At 71.2% G+C, this 20,736-nt stretch carries 16 protein-coding genes; 12 read left to right on the top strand and 4 right to left on the bottom strand.

Going from position 1 to position 20,736, the window contains the following annotated elements; genetic code table 11:
• Positions 1-67: 67 nt before the first annotated feature.
• Both H4F70_RS18715 and H4F70_RS18710 read left to right on the top strand, forming a co-directional pair.
• Positions 68-1,603 (top strand): fatty acyl-CoA synthetase, encoded by a 1,536-nt coding sequence (locus H4F70_RS18715; RefSeq protein ID WP_182358316.1) that lies wholly within the window; start codon positions 68-70, stop codon positions 1,601-1,603.
• Complete coding sequence (locus H4F70_RS18710) at positions 1,603-2,532, top strand: spermidine synthase (protein WP_182358315.1); 930 nt, start codon at positions 1,603-1,605, stop codon at positions 2,530-2,532. Before H4F70_RS18715 ends, H4F70_RS18710 begins: the two co-directional genes overlap by 1 nt.
• Here the strand turns inward: H4F70_RS18710 and H4F70_RS18705 are convergent.
• Both H4F70_RS18705 and H4F70_RS18700 read right to left on the bottom strand, forming a co-directional pair.
• The gene (locus tag H4F70_RS18705; RefSeq protein WP_182358314.1) at positions 2,501-3,355 is read right to left on the bottom strand and encodes a nuclear transport factor 2 family protein; all 855 of its coding nucleotides are present in this window, start codon (positions 3,353-3,355) and stop codon (positions 2,501-2,503) included. The two genes, H4F70_RS18710 and H4F70_RS18705, sit on opposite strands and share 32 nt — an antisense overlap.
• A 337-nt stretch (positions 3,356-3,692) precedes the next feature.
• Positions 3,693-4,286: a TetR/AcrR family transcriptional regulator gene (locus H4F70_RS18700; protein ID WP_182358313.1), complete on the bottom strand. Its 594-nt coding sequence runs from the start codon at positions 4,284-4,286 to the stop codon at positions 3,693-3,695.
• A 145-nt stretch (positions 4,287-4,431) separates the two neighbouring features.
• Here H4F70_RS18700 and H4F70_RS18695 point away from each other — a divergent pair, with 145 nt between their 5' ends.
• From H4F70_RS18695 to H4F70_RS18680, 4 genes are read left to right on the top strand one after another with little or no spacing between them, the layout of a single operon-like run.
• Positions 4,432-6,054 carry an ABC transporter substrate-binding protein gene (locus H4F70_RS18695; RefSeq protein WP_235681214.1) on the top strand — a complete coding sequence of 541 codons (1,623 nt, stop codon included), beginning with the start codon at positions 4,432-4,434 and terminating at the stop codon, positions 6,052-6,054.
• A 5-nt stretch (positions 6,055-6,059) separates the two neighbouring features.
• Positions 6,060-8,111 (top strand): alkyl/aryl-sulfatase, encoded by a 2,052-nt coding sequence (locus tag H4F70_RS18690; protein ID WP_235681213.1) that lies wholly within the window; start codon positions 6,060-6,062, stop codon positions 8,109-8,111.
• A complete protein-coding gene (locus H4F70_RS18685; RefSeq protein WP_182358312.1) occupies positions 8,108-9,661 on the top strand; it encodes an acyl-CoA synthetase in 1,554 nt (517 codons plus the stop codon). The genes H4F70_RS18690 and H4F70_RS18685 overlap by 4 nt, the downstream gene beginning before the upstream one ends.
• Positions 9,662-9,721: 60 nt before the next feature.
• Positions 9,722-10,921 (top strand): acyl-CoA dehydrogenase family protein, encoded by a 1,200-nt coding sequence (locus tag H4F70_RS18680; RefSeq protein WP_182358311.1) that lies wholly within the window; start codon positions 9,722-9,724, stop codon positions 10,919-10,921.
• Positions 10,922-11,004: 83 nt separating this feature from the next.
• Here H4F70_RS18680 and H4F70_RS18675 read toward each other — a convergent pair whose 3' ends face one another.
• Positions 11,005-12,648, bottom strand: a complete 1,644-nt coding sequence (locus tag H4F70_RS18675) for an ABC transporter substrate-binding protein (RefSeq protein WP_182360525.1) — start codon at positions 12,646-12,648, stop codon at positions 11,005-11,007.
• A gap of 482 nt (positions 12,649-13,130) precedes the next feature.
• On the opposite strand from H4F70_RS18675, the gene H4F70_RS18670 reads away from it, so the two are divergent.
• From H4F70_RS18670 to phoA, 5 genes are all read left to right on the top strand, one after another.
• Positions 13,131-14,084, top strand: a complete 954-nt coding sequence (locus H4F70_RS18670; protein WP_182358310.1) for an ABC transporter permease — start codon at positions 13,131-13,133, stop codon at positions 14,082-14,084.
• Positions 14,077-15,180: an ABC transporter permease gene (locus tag H4F70_RS18665; RefSeq protein ID WP_182358309.1), complete on the top strand. Its 1,104-nt coding sequence runs from the start codon at positions 14,077-14,079 to the stop codon at positions 15,178-15,180. Before H4F70_RS18670 ends, H4F70_RS18665 begins: the two co-directional genes overlap by 8 nt.
• A 70-nt stretch (positions 15,181-15,250) precedes the next feature.
• Positions 15,251-16,423 (top strand): ABC transporter ATP-binding protein, encoded by a 1,173-nt coding sequence (locus H4F70_RS18660; protein WP_182358308.1) that lies wholly within the window; start codon positions 15,251-15,253, stop codon positions 16,421-16,423.
• Complete coding sequence (locus H4F70_RS18655; protein WP_182358307.1) at positions 16,423-17,409, top strand: ABC transporter ATP-binding protein; 987 nt, start codon at positions 16,423-16,425, stop codon at positions 17,407-17,409. Before H4F70_RS18660 ends, H4F70_RS18655 begins: the two co-directional genes overlap by 1 nt.
• 224 nt (positions 17,410-17,633) lie before the next feature.
• On the top strand, positions 17,634-19,154 hold the full coding sequence (gene phoA, locus H4F70_RS18650) for an alkaline phosphatase (RefSeq protein WP_182358306.1): 1,521 nt from the start codon (positions 17,634-17,636) through the stop codon (positions 19,152-19,154).
• 78 nt (positions 19,155-19,232) lie between these two features.
• On the opposite strand, the gene H4F70_RS18645 is transcribed toward phoA, so the two are convergent.
• Entirely contained in the window at positions 19,233-19,790 is a 558-nt protein-coding gene (locus H4F70_RS18645) for a VOC family protein (protein WP_182358305.1), read from the bottom strand.
• 73 nt (positions 19,791-19,863) lie between these two features.
• Between H4F70_RS18645 and H4F70_RS18640 the strand changes: the two genes are divergently transcribed.
• The gene (locus H4F70_RS18640; protein WP_182358304.1) at positions 19,864-20,733 is read left to right on the top strand and encodes an AraC family transcriptional regulator; all 870 of its coding nucleotides are present in this window, start codon (positions 19,864-19,866) and stop codon (positions 20,731-20,733) included.
• The last annotated feature ends 3 nt before the right edge of the window (positions 20,734-20,736 follow it).

Below are 20,736 nucleotides of genomic sequence, written 5' to 3'. Positions count from 1 at the left end.
CCGCCTTGGGCCTGCCACGCACCCTGCGGGTTCCGGCCGCTGCGGAACCCGGCTACGATCTGCGAATATGAGCCTGGACCCGCATGCCAACACGGTCGACGGCGTGCTGCGCCGCTCCGCGACGCGCCACCCTGATCGCACAGCCCTCGTCTTCGAAGGGCGCAGGTGGAGTTACCGGGAGCTCGATGACGCCGTGTCCCGCGGGGTCGGGTGGCTCCGGTCCAAGGGGCTGCGCATCGGCGACAGGGTGGCGGCGTTCGGCACCAACTCCGATGCGTACCTGATCGGGTTCCTCGCGTGCGCACGCGCGGGGCTGGTGCACGTGCCCGTCAACTACGCGCTGCGCGGCGAGGAACTCGCGCACATCCTGCGGACCACGGCGACGCGGGCGCTGCTCGTGGACCCTGGGTTGGAGGACGCGGCCGCCCCGGTGTGCGGCGATCTCGGCGTGGAGACGATCCTGCTGTTGCGCGACGGCGGAACCTGCCTGCTCGACGCGGTCCGCGCAGGCGCGGTGCCCACGTACGAGGAGCTCACCGAGGCGGGGCACGTGGGCGGCGGCGACCTGGCGCAGCTGCTGTTCACCTCCGGCACCACGTCCCGGCCCAAGGGTGCGATGATGACGCAGCGCGCGCTGATGTGCGAGTACGTCTCCTGCATCATGGCGCTGGACCTCACCGCGGAGGACCGGCCGCTGATCTGCATGCCGCTCTACCATTCGGCGGCGATGCACGTGTTCATGCTGCCGTACCTGGCGGTGGGCGCGGAGATCACGCTGCTGCCGGCGCCCGACGTGGCGGAGATCCTGCGGACGGTCGAGGCCGAACGGATCGGCTCGCTGTTCCTGGCGCCCACGGTGTGGGTGCCGCTGGCGAACCACCCGGACCTGGCGGCCCGTGACCTGTCCTCGCTGACCAAGGCGCAGTACGGCGCCTCGATCATGCCGGTGACGGTGCTCCAGCGGCTGCGCGGACGGTACCCGGAGCTGGGCTTCTACAACTGCTTCGGCCAGTCGGAGATCGGTCCGCTGGCCACCGTGCTGCGGCCCGAGGACCACGACGAGCGGCCCGAATCCTGCGGGCATCCGGTGTTCTACGTCGAATCCCGGGTGGTGAACGCAGACGGCGACGAGGCCGCGGACGGCGAGCCGGGGGAGGTGCTCTACCGCTCGCCGCAGCTGTGCGAGGGGTATTGGGACGATGAGCCGGCCACCGCGGAGGCGTTCCGCGACGGCTGGTTCCATTCCGGGGACCTCGTCACGCGGGACGCGCAGGGCTACATCACCGTCGTCGACCGCATCAAGGACGTGATCAACACCGGCGGCGTGCTCGTGGCGTCCCGCGAGGTGGAGGACGCCCTCTACACGCACGAGTCGGTGGCGGAGGCTGCGGTGATCGGCATGCCCGACGAGAAATGGATCGAGGCGGTGACGGCCGTGGTGGTGCTGCGTGACGGTGCACCGGTGACCGAGCAGTCCCTCCTCTCCCACGTCAGCGGCCGGCTGTCGTCGTTCAAGGTGCCCAAGCGCGTGGTCTTCGTCGACGAGCTGCCCCGCAACGCCAGCGGCAAGCTGCTCAAGCGGGAGCTCCGCGAGCGCGTCTGATGGGGCGCGGTGAACGCAAGGGCCGGTCTCGGCGCGGCGACCGGCCGACCGAGCGGGGTCCGGATGCCGGCGGACCGGTGGCCGGGGTGTACGAGATCGACACGGGCACGTGTGAGCTCGTCCCCGACCGATTCACTCCCCACGGGTGGGTGCTCAAGGTCAACGGCGTGGAAAGCTCGCACGTGGACCTCGACGACCCGCGCCGGCTCGATTTCGAATACATGCGGTGGTTCGCGGCGCTGATCGCGCCGCGGTGGTCGGCCGACCACCGGTTGCGGGTGCTGCACCTGGGAGGCGGGGCGTGCTCGATGGCGCGGTACCTCGCGGCCGGGTATCCCGAAGCGCGACAAGTGGTCGTGGAGATCGACGCGGCGATGGCGGTGCTGGTGCGCGGGTGGTTCGACCTGCCGCGCGCACCGCGCCTCCGGCTGCGCGCGGGGGAGGCGCGGACGGTGCTCGAGTCCCTGCGTGAGGACACCCGCGACGTGATCATCCGCGACGTGTTCTCCGGGGCCGTCACGCCGGAGCGGCTGACCACCGCCGAGTGCACGGCCGAAGCCGTCCGCGTCCTGTCGCCCGGCGGCATCTACATGGTCAACTGCGGCGACACGCCGGATCGCACGGTGGCGCGGCGCGAGACCGCGACGATGCTGCAGGCGTTCGCGCACGTGGTGGTGATCTCCGATCCGGCGATGCTGGCGGGGCGCCGCACCGGAAACATCGTCATCGCGGGATCCGATGCGCCGCTGGGGGAGTCGCCCGACACGATGCGGGCCCTGCTGCGCGGGGCGGTGCCGGCCCGGATGTGGGCCGGAGAGCAGGTGCGACGTTTCGCCTCCGGTGCGCGAGTGCTGCGGGACGCGCCTGCGGCGACGAGTTGGACGGTGGAGGGCTCGGTCAGCCGGGAAGGTACAACCGCGCGCGGCTGACCCGGTCGCGCCGGTCGTCGAACTCGAACAGGCCCACGCCGCGTGCCCCTTCCGACTCGATGGTGGCGGTGACGGTCATCCCCGCGGACAGGAGCTTGCGCCAGCGCAGCCCGCGCGGCGCGCCCGCGAACTCCTCGATGGTCATGCTCCGGTCGGTGCCGGGCAGTTCGATCGAGACACCGGGCATGAGGCGTTCCCGCGCGCCGGCGGCGTCGCCGGAGGACAGCGCGCCCAGCAGGCCCTCCACCGTCGACTTGCCTTCCCGGCCGGCACGGCGCAGTGCGCGGCCGAACCCCACGGTGCCCCCGACGCGCTGATTGCGCAGCAGGCGCGGGACCAGCTTGGCGCCGACCCCGGCGCCGACGATCCCGTGCTCGAGCAGCTGCCCGATCATCGACGGCAACTCCCAGTGCGCATGCAGCAGCGCCAGGCGCAGGTCCGCGCTCCGGCCCTCGCCGGCGATGTCGACCAGGTCGTAACGCAGATGCATGGGCACTTGCAGGGCCACGTCGCCCGGCGCGGTCGCCCCGCCGGGGCCCATACGCCCGCCCATCACCGTCTCGAGCGTGAGATCCCGGAACACCGTCATGCCGGCGACGGTGTCGTGCTCGACGCGGAACGTGATGTCGTTCGGCGCGATGAAGGTCTCGTAAAAGGCGGTGAGCTCGGCGCGCCCGCGGTTGGGGCGCGAGCCGACCGGGTCGCACACCTCGGCGTCGTGCGAGAAAAGGCCGAGCCAGCCGTCGCGGTCGTGCGCGGCGACGGCGGCGGGGGACCTCTCGACGGTGGCGACGAGGGCGGAGGCGTCGGGCGTGGTGCTCATGGGAACCAGTTCTATCACCGGCCGCGGCGTGGGCGTGACGAGTCCGCCGTGCGGTGGGCTGCCGCGCCGTGCGCGAGCGGGTCTGGATTTCGCGGGTCGCTCCGCACCTCGCGAGCCGGTCTGGAGTGCGCGGGCCGTTCTCGCGGGGGGTTTCGGCAGATCCGCTCGCGGGTGGGGGAGCGGCTCGCGCACTGGCGGTGAACCGGCACGCGGGGTGCAGAACGGCTCGCGCGTCGGCCGCGGACCTGCACTCGGGTGGCCGACAGGCTCGCTACCCCTCCGCGCGACCGGCACACGCAACAGTCACCCGCGGCCGGCGCCCACCGATCGCCCGCACTCACCCGGTGCTGTCAGGGGCGGAGAGCAACCCGGCCGCGGCGTCGATGAGCTGCCGTTGCCACACGTCCGATTCCGACCTTTCGTGGTCGGCGACGGTGTGGATCACGAGGTTGGTGAGCATCTTCTTGCGCTCGTCCGCCACGGGCCCGGACAGTGCGAGGCACCGTGCGATTCCCCGCCACACCAGTCGGACGCTCTCGGCGGACTCCCAGTCCCAGTTGATCCGGTACGGCGGCACGCTGGCCAGCTGCAGCAGGAACGCGCCGAAGTGGCTGTCCGCGTGGCCGGTGGCGGCCGCCAGGGGGGTGACGAGCGCCTCCAGCAGGGCGCGCAGGTCTGCGTCGCGGCCGTCGGCTGTCATGGCGGCGAGCATGCTCAGCCGGTGCGCGTTGGTGCCCGCCATCCGATGGTCGAACACCGCCTGGACCAGTGCGTCCTTGTTTCCGAAGTGGTAGTGGACCGCGGCGGAGTTCCGCTGACCGGCTGCCACCGCGATCTCCCGGAGCGACACGGAGCCCAGTCCGCGTTCGCCGAAGAGGCGCTCCGCGGTGAGGATGATCCGCTCACTGGTCGATGTCGCGGCCGTGGTCATGCAACAGATCGTGCCAGACGTTGTCAGATTAAACCAACTGCTTTACAGTGATGATTCAGATCACTTAAACGTCGGCGTGTGCGGAACCCCACCCGTGCGGACGGCGAAAGCGCCCGGGCTACCGGGCCAGTGTTGAGGAGGTCCGATGCTGCCGAACACCACGCGCCACCGCCGCCGGTGGGCCGCGCCCGTCATGGCGGTCGCCGCGGCGGCGCTCTTGGCGCTGTCGGGATGCGCATCCCAGGCCGGCGACGGTTCGGGCGGTGCACCGCAATCCGGGGCGCAAGAGGTTTCCACCGGTCTGGTGAACGTGCAGCGGGGTGCCGGCGATCCGGTCGACGGCGGCACGCTCACCTTCGCCTCGTTCGCGCCGGTCGCGAGCCTGGATCCCACGGTCACGCGGCCGGACGGCGCCTCCGGCGGCACCGAACTGGCAGCGGTGTACGACGTGCTGGCCCGCTACGACTACGCGTCGGGGAAGTTCGTTCCCCAGTTGGCGGAGTCGATCACCGCCAACGACGACGCGACGGTGTGGACGGTGACACTGCGTGAGGGCGTGACCTTCTCCGACGGAACCCCGTTGGACGCGCAGGCCGTGGTCGCCAGCATCAAGCGCTACAACTCCCAGCGCGGCGCCAATGCGGAGCTGTACACCGACCGCGTGGCCTCCACCGTGGCCACCGATCCGGCGACGGTCACCATCACGCTCAAGGCCCCCTGGCCGGAGTTCCCCGCGCTGCTGGCGAACGGTCACGGCATGATAGTCGCCCCCGCCGCGTACGCGGGCGCGACGTTCACCCCCATCGGCGCCGGCCCCTACACCGTGGGACATCTGGCGCCGCAGCAGAAGCTCACCTTGGTGGCGCGGACGGACTACTGGGGTGGAAAGCCGCACCTGGACAAGATCGACTTCGTGGCGCTCGCGGACGACGACGCGCGAATCAGCACCCTGGCCAACGGCGGTGCCGACGTGGCCTACCTGTTCCACCCGAAGGAGGCCGGCGAGCAGTCTGCGAAGACGCCCGGTTTCCTGCGCACGGACGCGCTCGGATCCGTCGGGCAGATCAACAACGCCCCCGGCCGTCCGGGCGCGGATCCGCGGGTGCGCAAGGCCGTCGCACTCGCAGTCGACCCCGCCGTCATCGACGAGCGCGTCGACGCGGGCGCCGGGCTGCCGGGCACCACGATGTTCCCGCAGTGGTCGCGCTGGCACACCGGGACCGCGGGCGTCACCCCCGACGAGGCCGAGGCGGCCGAGCTGCTGGAACAGGCGAAGGCCGACGGATACGACGGGCACCTCACCTACGTGGGGGTCAACGCGCCCTCCGGCCAGCAGCGCGCCGTCGCGGTGCAGGCGATGCTCGACGCGGTGGGCTTCGACGTGACCATCGACTACGTCAACAACGCCACCGACCTGGTGCGGCGCCTGTACGCGGAGCACGATTTCGACATCAGCTACTCGTCGTACAACGTCTCGGAGGCGGCGCCCGGCGTGAGGCTGTACGGCGCCCTGCGCAGCGACTCCGCCGCGAACATCTCCGCCTACACGAGCCCGAAGATGGACGCGTTGCTGGACAAGGTGCTGGCCGCACCGGACACGGCGACCAAGACGGCGGCGCTGGAAGAGATCCAGCAGCGCGTCAACGCCGACCAGCCGTTCGCGGTGTGGGGCGCCAACCGCTCGTTCGTCTCGTGGAACACGGACGTGCACGGCATCGTGCCCACCGACAACGGCATCATGCTCCTCGATTCGGCGTGGAAGAAGTGAGCGCCGTGAGCACCGTGTCGGGCGCCGCCGATCCGGGTGCCCCCCGCCCGGCCACCGCGGCCACGGCAGCGAGGCAGGCCGAGGTGCGGCGCAGGCTGCCGTTCGACGAGGACACCGGGCCCGCCGACGCCGAGGCCGGCTTCGTCGCCACGCTGGACGAGCCGGTCATCACCGCCGCGGACGGCCGCGTCGTGTGGGACCTGCGCCCGTACGCGTTCCTCGAAGGCGGCGGTGCAGCAGGCGGCGACAGGGACGACGCCCCCGCCCCGGACACCGTCGACCCGAGCCTGTGGCGGATGGCGCGGCTCAACCTGCGGCACGGCCTCTACCGGGTCGCCGACCGCATCTACCAGGTGCGCGGGTTCGACCTGGCGAACATGACCGTCATCGTCGGCGACAGCGGGTACATCGTGGTCGACCCGCTGCTGAGCGTCGAGACGGCGGCTGCGGCGCTGGGCCTGGTCCGCCGCGAACTCGGCGAACGCCCCGTCACCGCGGTGATCGTCACGCACTGCCACTCCGACCACTTCGGCGGACTGCGCGGCGTGGTCGATCCCGCGGAGGCGGGCCCGGCCGGATCGGGCCGGGTGCCGGTGGTGGCGCCCGCCGGGTTCTTCGAGCACGCGGTGAGCGAGAACGTCCACGCGGGTACGGCCATGTCGCGCCGCGCCCAGTACATGTACGGCGCGCTCGTGCCGCCCGGCCCTCGCGGCCAGGTGTCCGCGGGGCTGGGCATGGGGTTGTCGCGGGGCACAGTGAGCCTCATCGAACCCACCGACGTCGTCGACGCCACCGGTACCCGCATGGTGCTCGACGGTGTGGAGTTCGTCTTCCAGTTCACCCCCGACACCGAGGCGCCGGCGGAGATGAACTTCCACCTGCCGCGGTGGCGCGCGCTCTGCCTGGCCGAGAACGCCGCCCACACCTTGCACAACCTCTACACGCTCCGCGGCGCCCCCGTGCGCGACGCCGCAGCGTGGAGCTTCCATCTGGGCGAGGCGGCAGAGCTGTTCGCGGCCGAGTCCGACGTGATGTTCCTGCAGCATCACTGGCCGGTGCGAGGCAGCGCGCGCATCGCGGAGTTCCTGGCCTGCCAGCAGGACCTGTACAAGTACCTGCACGACCAGACTCTGCGCCTGGCCGCGCACGGGCTGACGATGGAGGAGATCGCCGAGGAGCTCACGCTGCCGGCGGCCCTGGAACGCTTCTGGCCCGGTCGCGGCTACTACGGCACGGTGCGGCACAACGCCAAGGCGGTGTACCAGCGGTACCTCGGCTGGTTCGACGGCAATCCGGCGCACCTGGACCGGCATCCGCCGGCGGCCGCGGCGCGCAGGTACGTCGAGTTCATGGGGGGCGCCGACGCTGTGCTGGAGCGCGCGCGACGGTCCTTCGACGAGGGCGACTACCGCTGGGTGGCCGAGGTGGTGGGCCATGTGGTGTTCGCCGACCCGGATGACGCCGTCGCTCGGGCCCTGCAGGCCGACGCGTTCGAGCAGCTCGGCTACCAGTCCGAGTCCACCGCCTGGCGCAACGTGTACCTGTCCGGCGCGCGGGAACTGCGGCACGGGCGGGCCGAACGTCGCGGCCGCGGGTCCGCGGCCCGCGACGTGCTCGGCGCGATGACCACCGACATGCTGCTGGACTACGTGGCGATCCGGCTGGACGGCCCGGCGGCGGCCGACCGCAGGATCACCCTGCTCCTCGAGGTGGCGGACACGGGCGAGACCCGCCTGGTGCGGCTGCGGCGCGGCGCCCTCACCCGCACCGCCCGCGTGGCGGGCGCAGCGCCGACGCCGGGCGACGCAGGTATCGACGCGCACATCCGCCTGGCGCGCGCGGACCTCGCGATGCTCGCCTTCGGCGCGGCGGACGCGGGCGACGCCTTCGACGACGGGCGGATCGCCGTCATGGCCGGATCCGGCGACGCCGTCGCCACGCTGTTCGGGCTGTGCGACGTGCTGCGGCCCGACTTCCCCATCGTCACACCGCGTCCGGCGACGGCGCCGGCCGCCGCGGCGTGCCTCGCGCACGCGATCGAGAAGGAGCACAGATGAACCTCGGCATCCACCTCACCCGCAGCGCCGCGTACTGGCCCGTCGCCGAAGCGCTGGTGTGCGGCGAGCAGCGCCGCACCTTCGACGAGCTCGAACGCAACTGCCGGCGCCTCGCGTCGGCCCTGGTGGCGCGCGGCCTGGGCCGCGGCGCTGCGGTGGGCACCTACGCGGACAACCGGGCGGAGCTGGTCGAGGTCGAGTTCGCGCTGTACAAGTGCGGCGCCGTGCGCGTGCCCGTCAACGCGCGCCTGGGGGCGGAGGAGCTGGCGCACGTGCTGGGCGACGCCGGCGTGCGCCTGCTCGTCGTCGACGCCGTGCACGTCGACACCGCGCGCCGGGCCGTCGCCGACGCGGGCCTGGACTGCACGGTGGTCGAGCTGGGTGGACAGTACGAGGCGCTGCTGGCCGAGGGCGAGGCGGACGCGGCGGTGGCCGTCGACGTGGACGCCGGTGATCCGTGCGTCCTCAACTTCACGTCCGGCTCCACCGGCCGGCTCAAGGCCGCGGTGCAGACGCAGGGCAACCGGCTGGCCAATATGCGCAAGCGGCTGATGAACCCGGACGAGCGGCCCGGCCCCGGCGACCGCTACCTGGCGGGCGGGCCCATCACGCACGCCTCGGGGATGACGATCCTGGCGACACTGTCGCGCGGTTCCGCGGTGGTGGTGCTGCCCCGCTGGGACGCGGGCGGGTTCCTGCGCACCGTCGAGCGCGAGCGGATCACCTCCGCGTTCGTCGTGCCGACGATGCTGACGATGCTGCTCGACCACCCCGACCTGCACGCGGCCGACCTGTCGAGCCTGCGGACCATCGGGGTGGGCGGCGCGCCTGTCTCGCCCACCCGCCTGCGCGAGGCGGTGCGTGCCTTCGGGCCCATCGTCATGCAGGGCTACGGGCTGGGCGAGACCACTAGTGGCATCACCGTCCTGACCCGGGACGACGTGGCCCGCGGCGCGGCGGCGGCCACCCCGGAGGACGAGGAACTGCTGCGCTCGTGCGGGCGGCCGATGTTCGACACCGAGGTGCGGGTGGTGGGTGACGACGGGGCGCCGCTGCCGCCGGGGGAGATCGGCGAGATCACCGCCCGCGGGCCCGACTGCGTGCGCGAGTACTTCCGGGCGCCCGATCTCACTGCCGAGACGTTCCGCGGCGGCTGGGTGCACACCGGCGACCTGGGCTACTTCCGGAAGGACGGCTACCTGTTCATCGTCGACCGGGTCAAGGACATGATCGTCTCGGGCGGATTCAACATCTACTGCAGCGAGGTGGAAACGGCGCTCTCCTCGCACCCGGCGGTCGCCGACGTGTGCGTGGTGGGCGTGCCCGACGACACCTGGGGCGAGGCGGTCAAGGCCGTCGTCGTCCGCCGCGCCGGGGCCACGGCGACGGAGGACGCACTCGTCGCGCATTGCGCCGAGCACCTGGCGCGCATCAAGAAGCCGCGCTCGGTCGACTTCGTCGACGCGCTGCCGGTCAACCGCAACGGCAAGACCGACCGCAAGGCCGTGCGTGAACGGTACTGGGCGGGCGCGGGGCGCCGCGTCCACTGAGAACCGCGCCGCCCCCGCCCACGCCGCGACCGCACGCAATCACGATCACCAGGAGCAACGATGGGATTCACCCTCACACCGCACTACGACGACCCGGTCCTGCAGGACCGGGTGGACGCGCTGCGCGGGTACCTCGACGGCGAGCTCGCCGAGTACGAGGCCGGGCTGGGCCTGCAGCCCGAGCAGCGCTATACCCGCGCAATGCTCGAGCCGGTGTGGAAGCGCAGCCGCGAGCTCGGCTTCTACGGCATCAACCTGGGCCCCGAATACGGCGGGCAGGGGATCACCAATGTGCAGCTGGGGGCGCTCAAGGAGGAGATCGCCGCGTCGTCGAGGTTGCTGGCGTCGTCGGTGCTCGGCGAGATGGGCGGCCCGCTGCGCGCCGGCGCGATCTTCGGCGTCGCCGACGACGCACAGCGGGAGCGGTACCTGCTGCCGCTGCTGCGCGGCGAGCGGGCGTGCTGCTTCTCGATGACCGAGGAGAACGCAGGCTCGGACGTGCGCGGCATGCGCACGACGGCGGTGCCCGACGGCGACGGCTGGCGCATCACCGGCCACAAGGTGTTCTCTTCCGCCGGTCCGTTCGCGGACTTCTCGGTGCTCATCGCCCGCATGGGCCCGCCCTCCGGCGCACCCGACGGGGAGTTCCCGGAGTCGTACTCCGCGTTCCTCATCGACCTCGACGCCCCGGGGGTGACCGTGGACGACGGCGAGACCCCCATGTCCGGGCAGCACATCGAGGCGGACATCATCCTCGACGAGGTGTACGTGGGCCCGGAGCAGCTGCTGGGCGAGGAGGGCAAGGGCCTGCGCATCGGGCTGGGGCGGGTGACGGTCAACCGGCTGCTGCACTGCCCGACGATCCTCGGCATGGCCCGACGGTCACTGGCCCTGACGGTCGCATTCGTCCAGCAGCGCCAGGTGCAGGGGAGACCGCTGGCGGCGCTCCAGTCGATCCAGCACACGGTGGCGGACATGGCCACCGACTACTACGCGGCGCGTGCCATGACCTACGACGCGCTCGCCGATCTCGACGCGGGCCGCACCCCGAAGGTGGAGGCGTTCATGTGCAAGCTGTTCGTGGCGGAGAAGGCTTTTCAGATCGCCGACAGCGCCGTACAACTGCACGGCAAGGCCGGAATGGTGCGCGGTTCCGAGGTCGAACGGCTGTGGCGGAAGATCCGGATGTTCCGGGTGCTCACCGGCTCATCGGAGATCCAGAAGAACGCCATCGCCCGGGAACTCCTGGCGCCCCGGTGATCCCGGGGCGCCAGGAGCGCCGTGTGCGCGGGGTGTGCCGTGTGCGCGGGGTGTGTCGTGTGCGCGGGGTGTGTCGTGTGCGGTCAGGCGCCCTTGATCCACGCCTGGTCGAACAGCATGATGCCGTCCATGCTGGGCTTGACGCCCTGCACCGAGTCGGCCATCGCGATGAAGGCGCGCCCCGCCCCCAGCGTGGCGAACGGCGCGGTGTCGTCGACGAGCTGCTGCATCTTCGCGAGCACGTCGCGCTTGGCGTCGTCGTCCGGGGCGGACTGCAGCTGCATCAAGAGGTCGTCCATCTGCGGGTTCGCGTAGCCCATCGGGTTGGCGCTGGACGTGCTGTAGAGGTTGCCGAACAGCCGGACGAACGGGGCGTCGTCGAGCACGTTGAACGCGGCGTAGCCGATGTCGTAGTCGTGCTCGGCGTACATCGTCTTCACCAGGTCGCTGATGCTGCTCGACAGGTTGAGCTCCACGGTGAAGCCCACGTTCTGCAGCATCGCCTGGAAGGCCAGCGCGCTCTTCTGCGCCGCGGCCTCGTTGACGCCCGCGTAGCTCAGGACGCCGTCGAACCCGTCGGCCTTGGCCTCGTCGAGCAGCTTCCGGGCCTTGTCGGGGTCGTACCGGGGCGCGTCGCCGTCCTGGCTCCACTGCGACGACGGCGGGAACATCGCCGAGTTCGGCGCGCCGAATCCACCCTCGACACGGGTGTCGAACACCTCGGGGTCGATCGCGGCGACGATCGCCTGGCGCACGCGCGGGTCGGCGCCGGCGCGGTCCTCGCGGTTATTGATCAACAGCACCTTGGACATGTTCGCGGCGTACGACCAGCCGGACATCCCGCCCGTGATCGCCCCGTGGATGACGTCGACGTTGCGGATGTAGCCGGCCTGCACGCCGCCGGACTTGATCGCGTCGACCTTGCCCTGCTCCTGCACGATCGAGGGGAAGCGCAGCTCGGCCAGGTGCGGCGTGCCGCCCCAGTAGTCCTGCCGGGCGGCGAGCACCAGCTCGTCGTGCGGGGCGAAGCTGCTCACGGTGAACGGGCCGGCGCCGACGGGCGTGAACTCGCCGCCCGCCATCGAGGACGGGGCCACGATCATGCCCGGCCCGGTGGTGAGCATCGCCGGGAAGTCCTTCCAGGGGCGCTTGAGCGTGTAGACGACGGTCGAGGGGTCCTGCGCCACCGTCGATTCCACGCTGGCGTTCCAGATCTGCGAGTGCGTGCCCCGCTTCTCCAGGTAGTGGCCGATGCTCCACACGACGGCGTCGGCGTTGAGCGGGGTGCCGTCGGAGAAGGTGACGCCGTCGCGGAGCTTGAGGGTCCACACTTTGTTGTCGGCGTCGGGGGTGAGCGATGCGGCGAGCTGCGGCACGTACTCGTGGGTGGCGTTGTCGTAGCGCATGAGCACGTCGTAGATGGCGGCCATCTCGGTGCCCCCGGTGGCGCCGCCGTCCTGGCGGTTCGCCGGGTCGAGGGTGGTCACCGAGCTGTAGGTGGCGTACGAGAGGCTGCCGCCGTCGGTGGTGCCGCCCACGGAGCCGTGCGCGGCGCCGACCCATCCGGTGGCGACGGCGTCCGGGTCGACGGTGCCCGACCCGCCTCCGGACGCGGAGGGCGCGGTGTCCGACGCGGACGAGCACCCCGTCACCAGCAGGGCGCCCGCCGCAAGTGCGGCGGCGAGTCGGGTCGCCCGGCGGGCGCTGCGCCGGGTGCGGTGGGGCATCGACGTCACGGGATTCTCCTTCAGGGGGCGTGGTCGGGTGCGGCGGGACGGGGCCCGGCCGGCGGGTGCGGATGGCGGCGCGGAGGCCGCCTGCTGAGCGGGACGGGTCGGTGACTGTTGTCACATCCCGTGCGAACGTATACGAACCCGGACGCCACGGCGGCGCATTACTGGAACCTCGTTGCAGTCCAGGGGCTGCGGGGCCCCGCGCGAGCGGCGCATCGGACCTGCAAGAGGCCTGCGGCGACGCATTGTGCACACCCTCCCGGGGGCATGTCTCGCCCAGTGAGACGGACCACGATTCAACGTGGTTGACATCACAAGATGTGGGGCGACAAGTCAGTGGTCACAATCGTATTTGCGCAGCTTGATTCCCCTGTGGGGCGTCGAGGGCGGCGGACGGCGGTGGCATCCGCTCCGGAGCGCAGCACCGTGCGCGGACAACCGGACGAACCAAGAACGGAAAGGAGGCGACAACGACGATGGCACGAGTCGTGATCAAGAAGATCGTCGAGCTCGTCGTGGTGTTGTTCGTCGTCAGTATCGGCACATTCTCGCTTGTGCAGCTGATACCCGGCGACCCCGCCGTGGCCTCGCTCGGCGAGGGGCACACGCCGGCCGAATACGCGGCGGCGCGCGAGGAGATGGGGCTGAACGACCCGTTCCTCACCCGCTACTGGGACTGGCTTTCCGGGGCGCTGCAGGGCGACCTGGGCAAGTCGCTCCTCCCGCCCAACAGCACCGTGACCTCGCAGATCTCCGCCGCGCTGCCCGTGAGCGTGCAGCTGGCGCTGATGGGCCTGATCATCGCGCTGGTCGTGGCGGTCCCCGTCGCCATGTGGTCCGCCCGGCACGAAGGCGGCTGGGTCGACCGCGCCATCAGCGCGTGCACGTTCGGCGTGCTGTCCATCCCCAGCTTCCTGTCCGGCATGCTGCTGATCATCGTGTTCGTCAACTACGCCGGCTGGTTCCCGCGCTCGCAGTGGGTGCGCTTCTCCGAAGACCCGGGGCAGAACCTGTACCACGCGATACTCCCGGCCGTCACCATCAGCCTGCTCGAGATGGCGATGTTCACCCGCATCCTGCGCAGCGACCTGTGCTCCACTCTGCGGGAGAACTTCATCCTGGTGGCCAAGGCCAAGGGCATGTCCAACTTCCGTCTCCTGGTGAGCGACGCGCTCCGACCGTCGTCGTTCTCGCTGATCACGATGCTCGGCATCTCGATCGGCTCGATGATCGGCAGCACCGTGATCGTGGAGGTCCTGTTCTCCCTCCCCGGCATGGGCTCGCTGATCGTCCGTCACGCCCAGCAGGGCGACATGCCGATGGTGCAGGGCGCGGTCCTCGTCATCGCCGTGATCTACGTGGTCATCAACGGCATCATCGACATCTCTTACGGATACCTCGACCCGAGGAGCCGACGCGCAAATGTCTGACATCCTGATCGACGAACCGTCCCTCGGCGGACCCGACGGGCCCCTGGGCTCCGGGCCCGACGACCCCTTCATCGGCGACGATCCCGGCGAGCGCAAGAAGCTCTACCGGCTCGGCGGAATCCTGCTCGTCGTCGGCATCGCGCTGCTGCTGTTCGGGCTCGCCGCGTCCGCCATCGTCATGGGCGTGCGCGTCCCGGCCGTGCTGCTGGGGCTGGTCGGCATCTACACGGGCCTGCGCCGCATCGGCCTGGCCAGGTTCGGCGGCGACTTCGACCTCACCTTCGTGCTGTCCGGGGTGTGGCTGGTGGTGCTCATCCTCGCGGCGATCCTCGCCCCGCTGCTGCCGCTGGGCGAGTACAAGGACACCACCGCGACACTGGGCGCCAAGGGCTACCAGCCGCCGAGCCTGTTCTCCGACCACCCGCTGGGCACGAACAACTTCGGCCTGGACCTGCTGGCCCGCTGCATCTACGGCGCGCAGGCGTCGCTGATCGTCGCGGTGGCCGCCGTGGTCATCGGCATCGTCGTGGGCGGCGCCATCGGAATCTGCGCCGGCTACTTCCGCGGCAAGACGGACACGGTGATCGGCGTGCTCACCAACTCGCTGCTGGCCGTCCCCGCGCTGATCCTGCTGATCGCGTTGGCCTCGGTGCTCGAGCCGAACCTGCGCAACATCTCGTTCGCGCTGGCGCTGCTGGCGATCCCCAGCATGATCCGCATCGCCCGGGCGAACACGATCGCGTTCGCGTCCCGCGAGTTCGTGCTGGCGGCACGGGCGATGGGCGCCAGCCGGTGGCGCGTGATGGTGCGCGAGCTCGCGCCCAACGTGGCGCTGCCGCTGCTGTCGCTCGGGATGGTGATGATCTCGGTGATGATCGTCGCCGAGGCATCGCTGAGCTTCCTGGGCCTGGGCATCAAGCCGCCGAACCCCACCTGGGGCAACATGATCGCGGAGGGCCAGGGCGGCGTGTTCGAACAGCACCCGTTCATCGTCCTGGTGCCCGGCGTGTTCCTGTTCCTCACGGTGTTCGCGTTCAACATCGTCGGCGAGAAGGCGCAGAAGGCCACCGCCGGCCGGGCAGGGGTGAAGCTGTGATCGCCACGGGCCGCGGGCCCACCCCCGTACACCAGTCAGACTCCGCCCCGCGCGGACAGGGAGGTCACCGATGAGCACCACCGCCGAGACCAACGACGGTGCCGACCGGCTCGCCGGAGCGGGCACCGGTGCGGCGGCCGCCACGCCGAGGCAGGACGGGCCGCTGCTGTCCATCGACAACCTGTCCACCCGCTTCCGCACCAAGCGGGGGTGGCTGCACGCGGTGGACGGCGTGTCGCTGTCCCTCGACGCCGGCGAGACGCTGGGACTGGTCGGCGAGTCCGGCTCGGGCAAGTCCGTGCTGGGCAAGACGGCCATGGGCCTGATCTCCGGCGACACCGCCACGAAGATCACCGGCGAGGTGCGCTTCGCCGGGCACGACATGCAGGCGCTCAGCCGCAAGCAGCAGCGGCAGCTGTGGGGCGACGACATCGCGATGATCTTCCAGGACCCGATGACGGCGCTGAACCCGCTCAAGCACATCGGGACCCAGTTGACCGAGTCGATCCGCGTGCACATGGGCCTGGACAAGAAGAAGGCGCGTGAGCGGGCGATCGACCTGCTGCGCAAGGTCCGCATCCCGGAGCCGGCACGCCGCATCGACCAGTATCCGCACGAGCTGTCCGGCGGCATGCGCCAGCGCGTCGTCATCGCGATCGCCCTGGCCTGCGATCCCACGCTGGTCATCGCCGACGAGCCGACCACGGCGCTCGACGTGACGGTGCAGAAGCAGATCCTGGACCTGCTCGACGATCTGCGCCACGAGATGGGCATGGCGTCGATCCTCGTCAGCCACGACCTCGGCGTCGTGGCGGGGCAGACGGACCGCGTCGCGGTGATGTACGCGGGGCGGGTCGTGGAGACGGCGCCGACCAAGCAGCTGTTCGCCCGGCCCCGGCACCCCTACACGACCGCGCTGCTGGCCGCGATCCCCGACCTGGAGGACCCGCCGCACACTCCCCTCGAGTCGATCGAGGGCGGGCTGCCGGACATGACCAAGCCCATCCCGGGGTGCGCCTTCGCGGACCGCTGCCGGTACGCACAGGAGCGGTGCCTCACCGAGGCGCCGGCGCTCGAGGTCACGCAGGCCGCGGACGGCGAACCGGGCGCGGACCCGAAGCACCCGCACCGGGTGGCGTGCCACTTCCCCGTGGGCACCCCCGAGGGCGATGCGGCGCTCGCCGCCAACGAGAAGGCCGGACGCACCGCGGCCGGCCGCGAGCTGAAGTTGGAGGCCGTCTGATGGCGGGTACAGGCAAGGCGCACCTGCGCCCCGACGACAAGCCGATGCTCAGCGTCGAGGACCTCGTCGTGGAGTTCGACGCGGGCAAGCAGAAGGTGCACGCCGTGTCCGGTATCAGCTTCGACCTGCTGGCCGGAGAGACGCTGGGCGTGGTGGGCGAGTCCGGCTGCGGCAAGTCCACCGCGGGGCGGGCGGTGCTGCAGCTGCCCACGCCCACCAGCGGCACGGTCACCCTCGACGGGTACGAGCTGCAGAAGTTCAGCCCCAAGGCGCTGCGGCAGTTCCGCAACCACATGCAGATGATCATGCAGGACCCGGTGTCGTCGCTGAACCCGCGGCGCAAGGTCAAGCACCTGATCACCGAGGGCCTGCAGATCTGGGGCGTGCACGACAAGAAGCGGCTCGAAACGCTGGGCCGCGAAATGCTCACCAACGTGGGGCTGGACCCGGACGCCGTCTGGGACCGCACCCCCGGTGAACTCTCCGGCGGGCAGTGCCAGCGCGTGTGCATCGGGCGCGCGCTGATGCTCAAGCCCAAGATGCTCATCTGCGACGAGCCGGTGTCGAGCCTCGACGTCTCGGTGCAGGCGCAGATCCTCAACCTGCTCGAGGAGCTCAAGCAGGAGTTCGGCCTGACGATGATGTTCATCGCGCACAACATCGCGGTGGTCAAGTCCATCAGCGACCGGATGATGGTCATGTACCTGGGCAAGGTGTGCGAGATCGCGCCCAGCGACGGTGTCGAGCACTCAGCCAAGCACCCGTACACGCGGCTGCTCATCGCATCGATTCCCGACCCGGATCGTGAGCGGGGCGTCGACGACGAGTTCGACGCGCTCGAGGGCGACATGCCCTCGCCGCTCAACCCGCCGTCCGGCTGCCGGTTCCACACGCGCTGCCCGCTGGCCACGGACCGGTGCAAGGAAGAGGAACCGCAGATGCGTGAGATCGGCGAGAACCACTTCGTGGCCTGCCACAACGTGTAACCCGCGTGCGCGCCGGCGCCGCCGGCGCGGACTCGGGCAGGGCGCGTGATCTCCCGGAGTATTCATCCGGGGTTCACGCGCCCTCCGCGTCTGTGTGGCCATCGGGCAACATCGCGCGGAAAGACTGCCGGTGGTCGCACGAGAGCGACCGGCCTCCGCTGCGGCGGAGGGTATTCCGCCCCGTCCACAGCGGGGCCGACCGGGAGAGATCTTTGCCTCGACGCATGCAGTCCACCCCACGAGTCCACCCCGCGGCCCGCCGGGCGCGTGTCGTCGGTGTCGCGGCGGCGGTGACCACGCTGCTGGCCACCGCCGCATGCGGAGCCGGCAACGCCGATCCGTCGGCGACCGGCGACACCACAGAGAGCCGATCAGGCTCCGGTGCAGTGGAGTTGGCATCCGACTCCCGGGCCGCGCACGGCGACATCACCGCGAACGGCGGCGCGCGGCGCTTGTCCGGCGACCAGTCGGAGGCCTTGCGCAGCGCGATCGACGCCTCCGGAGCCAAGAACGTCATCCTGATGATCGGCGACGGCATGGGCGACTCGGAGATCACCGCGGCGCGGAACGTGGCGGAGGGCGCCGGCGGGATGTTCGCAGGAATCGACGCGCTGCCGTTCACCGGCCAGTACACGCACTACTCGCTGGACCAGGAGACCGGGAAGCCGGACTACGTCACCGACTCCTCGGCGTCCGGCACCGCGTGGTCCACCGGCACGAAGACCTACAACGGCGCGGTCTCCGTCGACATCCACGGGACGCCGCAGCGCTCGATCATGGAGATCGCCCAGGCCAACGGCCTGGCCACCGGCAACGTGTCCACGGCGGAGATCGAGGATGCCACGCCCGCCGTGCAGTTCTCCCACGTCACCGAACGCAAGTGCTACGGCCCCGACGAAACGGCGAAGAAGTGCCCGGAGAACGCGCTGGAGAACGGCGGGGCCGGGTCCATCGCCGAGCAGCTGCTGGAAACCCGGCCGGACGTCGTCCTCGGCGGCGGCGCCGAGACCTTCGACCAACGCGCGCACGCGGGGGAGTACGAGGGGCAGACTCTGTTCGAGCAGGCGGAGGCACGGGGCTTCGCCGTGGTCCGCACTCTCGACGAGCTGAACGCGGTGCAGACGGCGGGGCAGGACGCGCCGCTGCTCGGGCTCTTCGCCCCCGGCAACATGGAGGTGCGCTGGACGGGCGAGAAGGCGACGCAGGGCGGAATGGACAAGCCGGCGCAGACATGCGTACCCAACCCGGACCGTGATGCCGATACCCAGCCGGACCTGAAAACCATGACGGCCAAGGCCATCGAGCTGCTCTCCGGCGATGAGGACGGCTTTTTCCTGCAGGTGGAGGGCGCGTCCATCGACAAGCAGAACCATGCCGCGGATCCGTGCGGGCAGATCGGCGAGACGGTCGACCTGGACGAGGCGGTGCAGGAGGCGCTCGCGTTCGCGGAGAAGGACGGTGAGACGCTCGTGATCGTCACCGCCGACCATGCCCACACCAGCCAGATCGTCTCCACCGGCACCGAGTCGCCGGCGCTGACCTCGAAGCTCGTCACGGCGGACGGCGCGGAGATGGGGATCCTCTACGGCACAGGCGAAGCCGACGCGTCGCAGGGGCACACCGGCACGCAGCTGCGCGTCGCCGCCTACGGCCCCGGTGCGGCGAACGTCGTGGGTCTGAGCGATCAGACGGACCTCTTCTTCACGATGACGGATGCCCTGGGATTGGACCGCGACGCGGCGTGACCGAGCGGCGGCGGGGCCGGGTGTGCTGAGTGGTGGCGCGGCCGGCCCCGCGCCCTCGTCGCGTCCGCCCCGCCGCCGTCAATCCAGCGCGGGGAAGCCCGCCGCGGCCCACTCGTCCACGCGGCGAGCGCTTTCCTCCTGGCTGAGGTCGACGGTGCGGGTCATCACGCTCCACCGCTGGCCGAAGGGGTCGAGCAACGAGGCGAACCGGTCACCCGACACGAAGTCGGCGACCGGCTCGCGCAGCGTCGCGCCGCGGGCGATCGCCCGCTCGACCACGGCGTCGACGTCCGGTCGGTACAGCGCCATCGAGTGGCTGACGCAGTCGGCGTCCGCACCCTCCGGGCGCGCGTCGGCGACCAGGCCGTACTGCGGGTTGGGGTCGCCCAGCTGCAGGCGGCCGTCGCCGAAGTCGAGTTCGGCGTGGGCGACGACGGTGCCCGTGCCGTCCGGTGCGGGCGCCTCGACCCGTGAGACCTCGGTGGCGCCGAACGCGGCCACGTAGAACTCGATCGCCGCCGCGGCGCCCGGCACGACGAGGAACGGGGTGAGCGCGGTGAAACCGCGCGGCGTGCCGTTCGCGGTGTGGGGGCCGTCGGCGGCGATAGGTGCGGTGCTGTTCGTGGCTGTACTCATGGGAACCACGCTAGAAGCGCATGCGGGCCGCGATCTTGAACTAATGCGACAGCACCGGGGGTAGTTTGGCGGGGTGGACCGGACGGGGTATGGGGGCGCTGACAGGGCCGCTGAGGAGCCTGGCGGGGCCGCGGGCGGACCGCCGCTGAGCAAGGGGGTCGTGCGGCCGGACCGGCGGGTGACGATGCGGCGTCTGAGCGTGCCCGACGACGTCGCGGCGCTGGCCCGGCACGTGTGGATCCCGCGGTGGGACCTGCCCGCCGGCGAGGTCCTGACGCAGCCCGTCCTGGAATACCCGGGCGCCAACGTGGTCATCGAACCGGCGGCCGCGGCGCTGTACGGACCGCAGCGCGGCCTGTCCACGATCGACCTGCGCGGAAGGTCCTGGGGCGTGGGGATCCTGTTGCGGCCGGCGGCCGGCACGATCCTCACCGGCCGCCCCATGGACGAGATCGCGGGAGCGGTGCACGACGTGCCCGGGAGCGGGCGGCTGGTGCCGGCGGTCCGGACGGTGATGGCGGGTGAGACTGCCGATCCCGGTCCGGCGGTGGACACCGCAGTGGACGACGCCGTGGTGACTCTGGTGGCGGAGTGGCTGCGGCAGTTCGTCATCGACGACGAAGGGCTGCTGATCAACGCGATCGTCGACGCCGTGGAATCGGACGCCACGCTCGTCCGGGTCGCGGACATCGCCGCCCGGTTCGCGCTGGACCAGCGCCGATTGCAACGGATCTGCCGGCGGCGCATCGGCTACTCGCCCAAGTGGCTCATCAACCGGCGCCGACTCCAGGAGGCGGCCACCGTGCTGCGCGACGACCCGCACGCCCCGCTGGCGGACGTGGCGCAGGAGCTCGGGTACAGCGACCAGGCGCACTTCGCGCGGGAGTTCGCCGCGGTCATCGGGACGCCGCCGGGCGCGTACCGGGCGCAGACGGGCGGGTAGGGC

The sequence above is a fragment of the Tomitella gaofuii genome (genome assembly GCF_014126825.1).
GTDB lineage: Bacteria > Actinomycetota > Actinomycetes > Mycobacteriales > Mycobacteriaceae > Tomitella > Tomitella gaofuii.
This window is presented reverse-complemented; position numbering and strand designations above follow the sequence as displayed.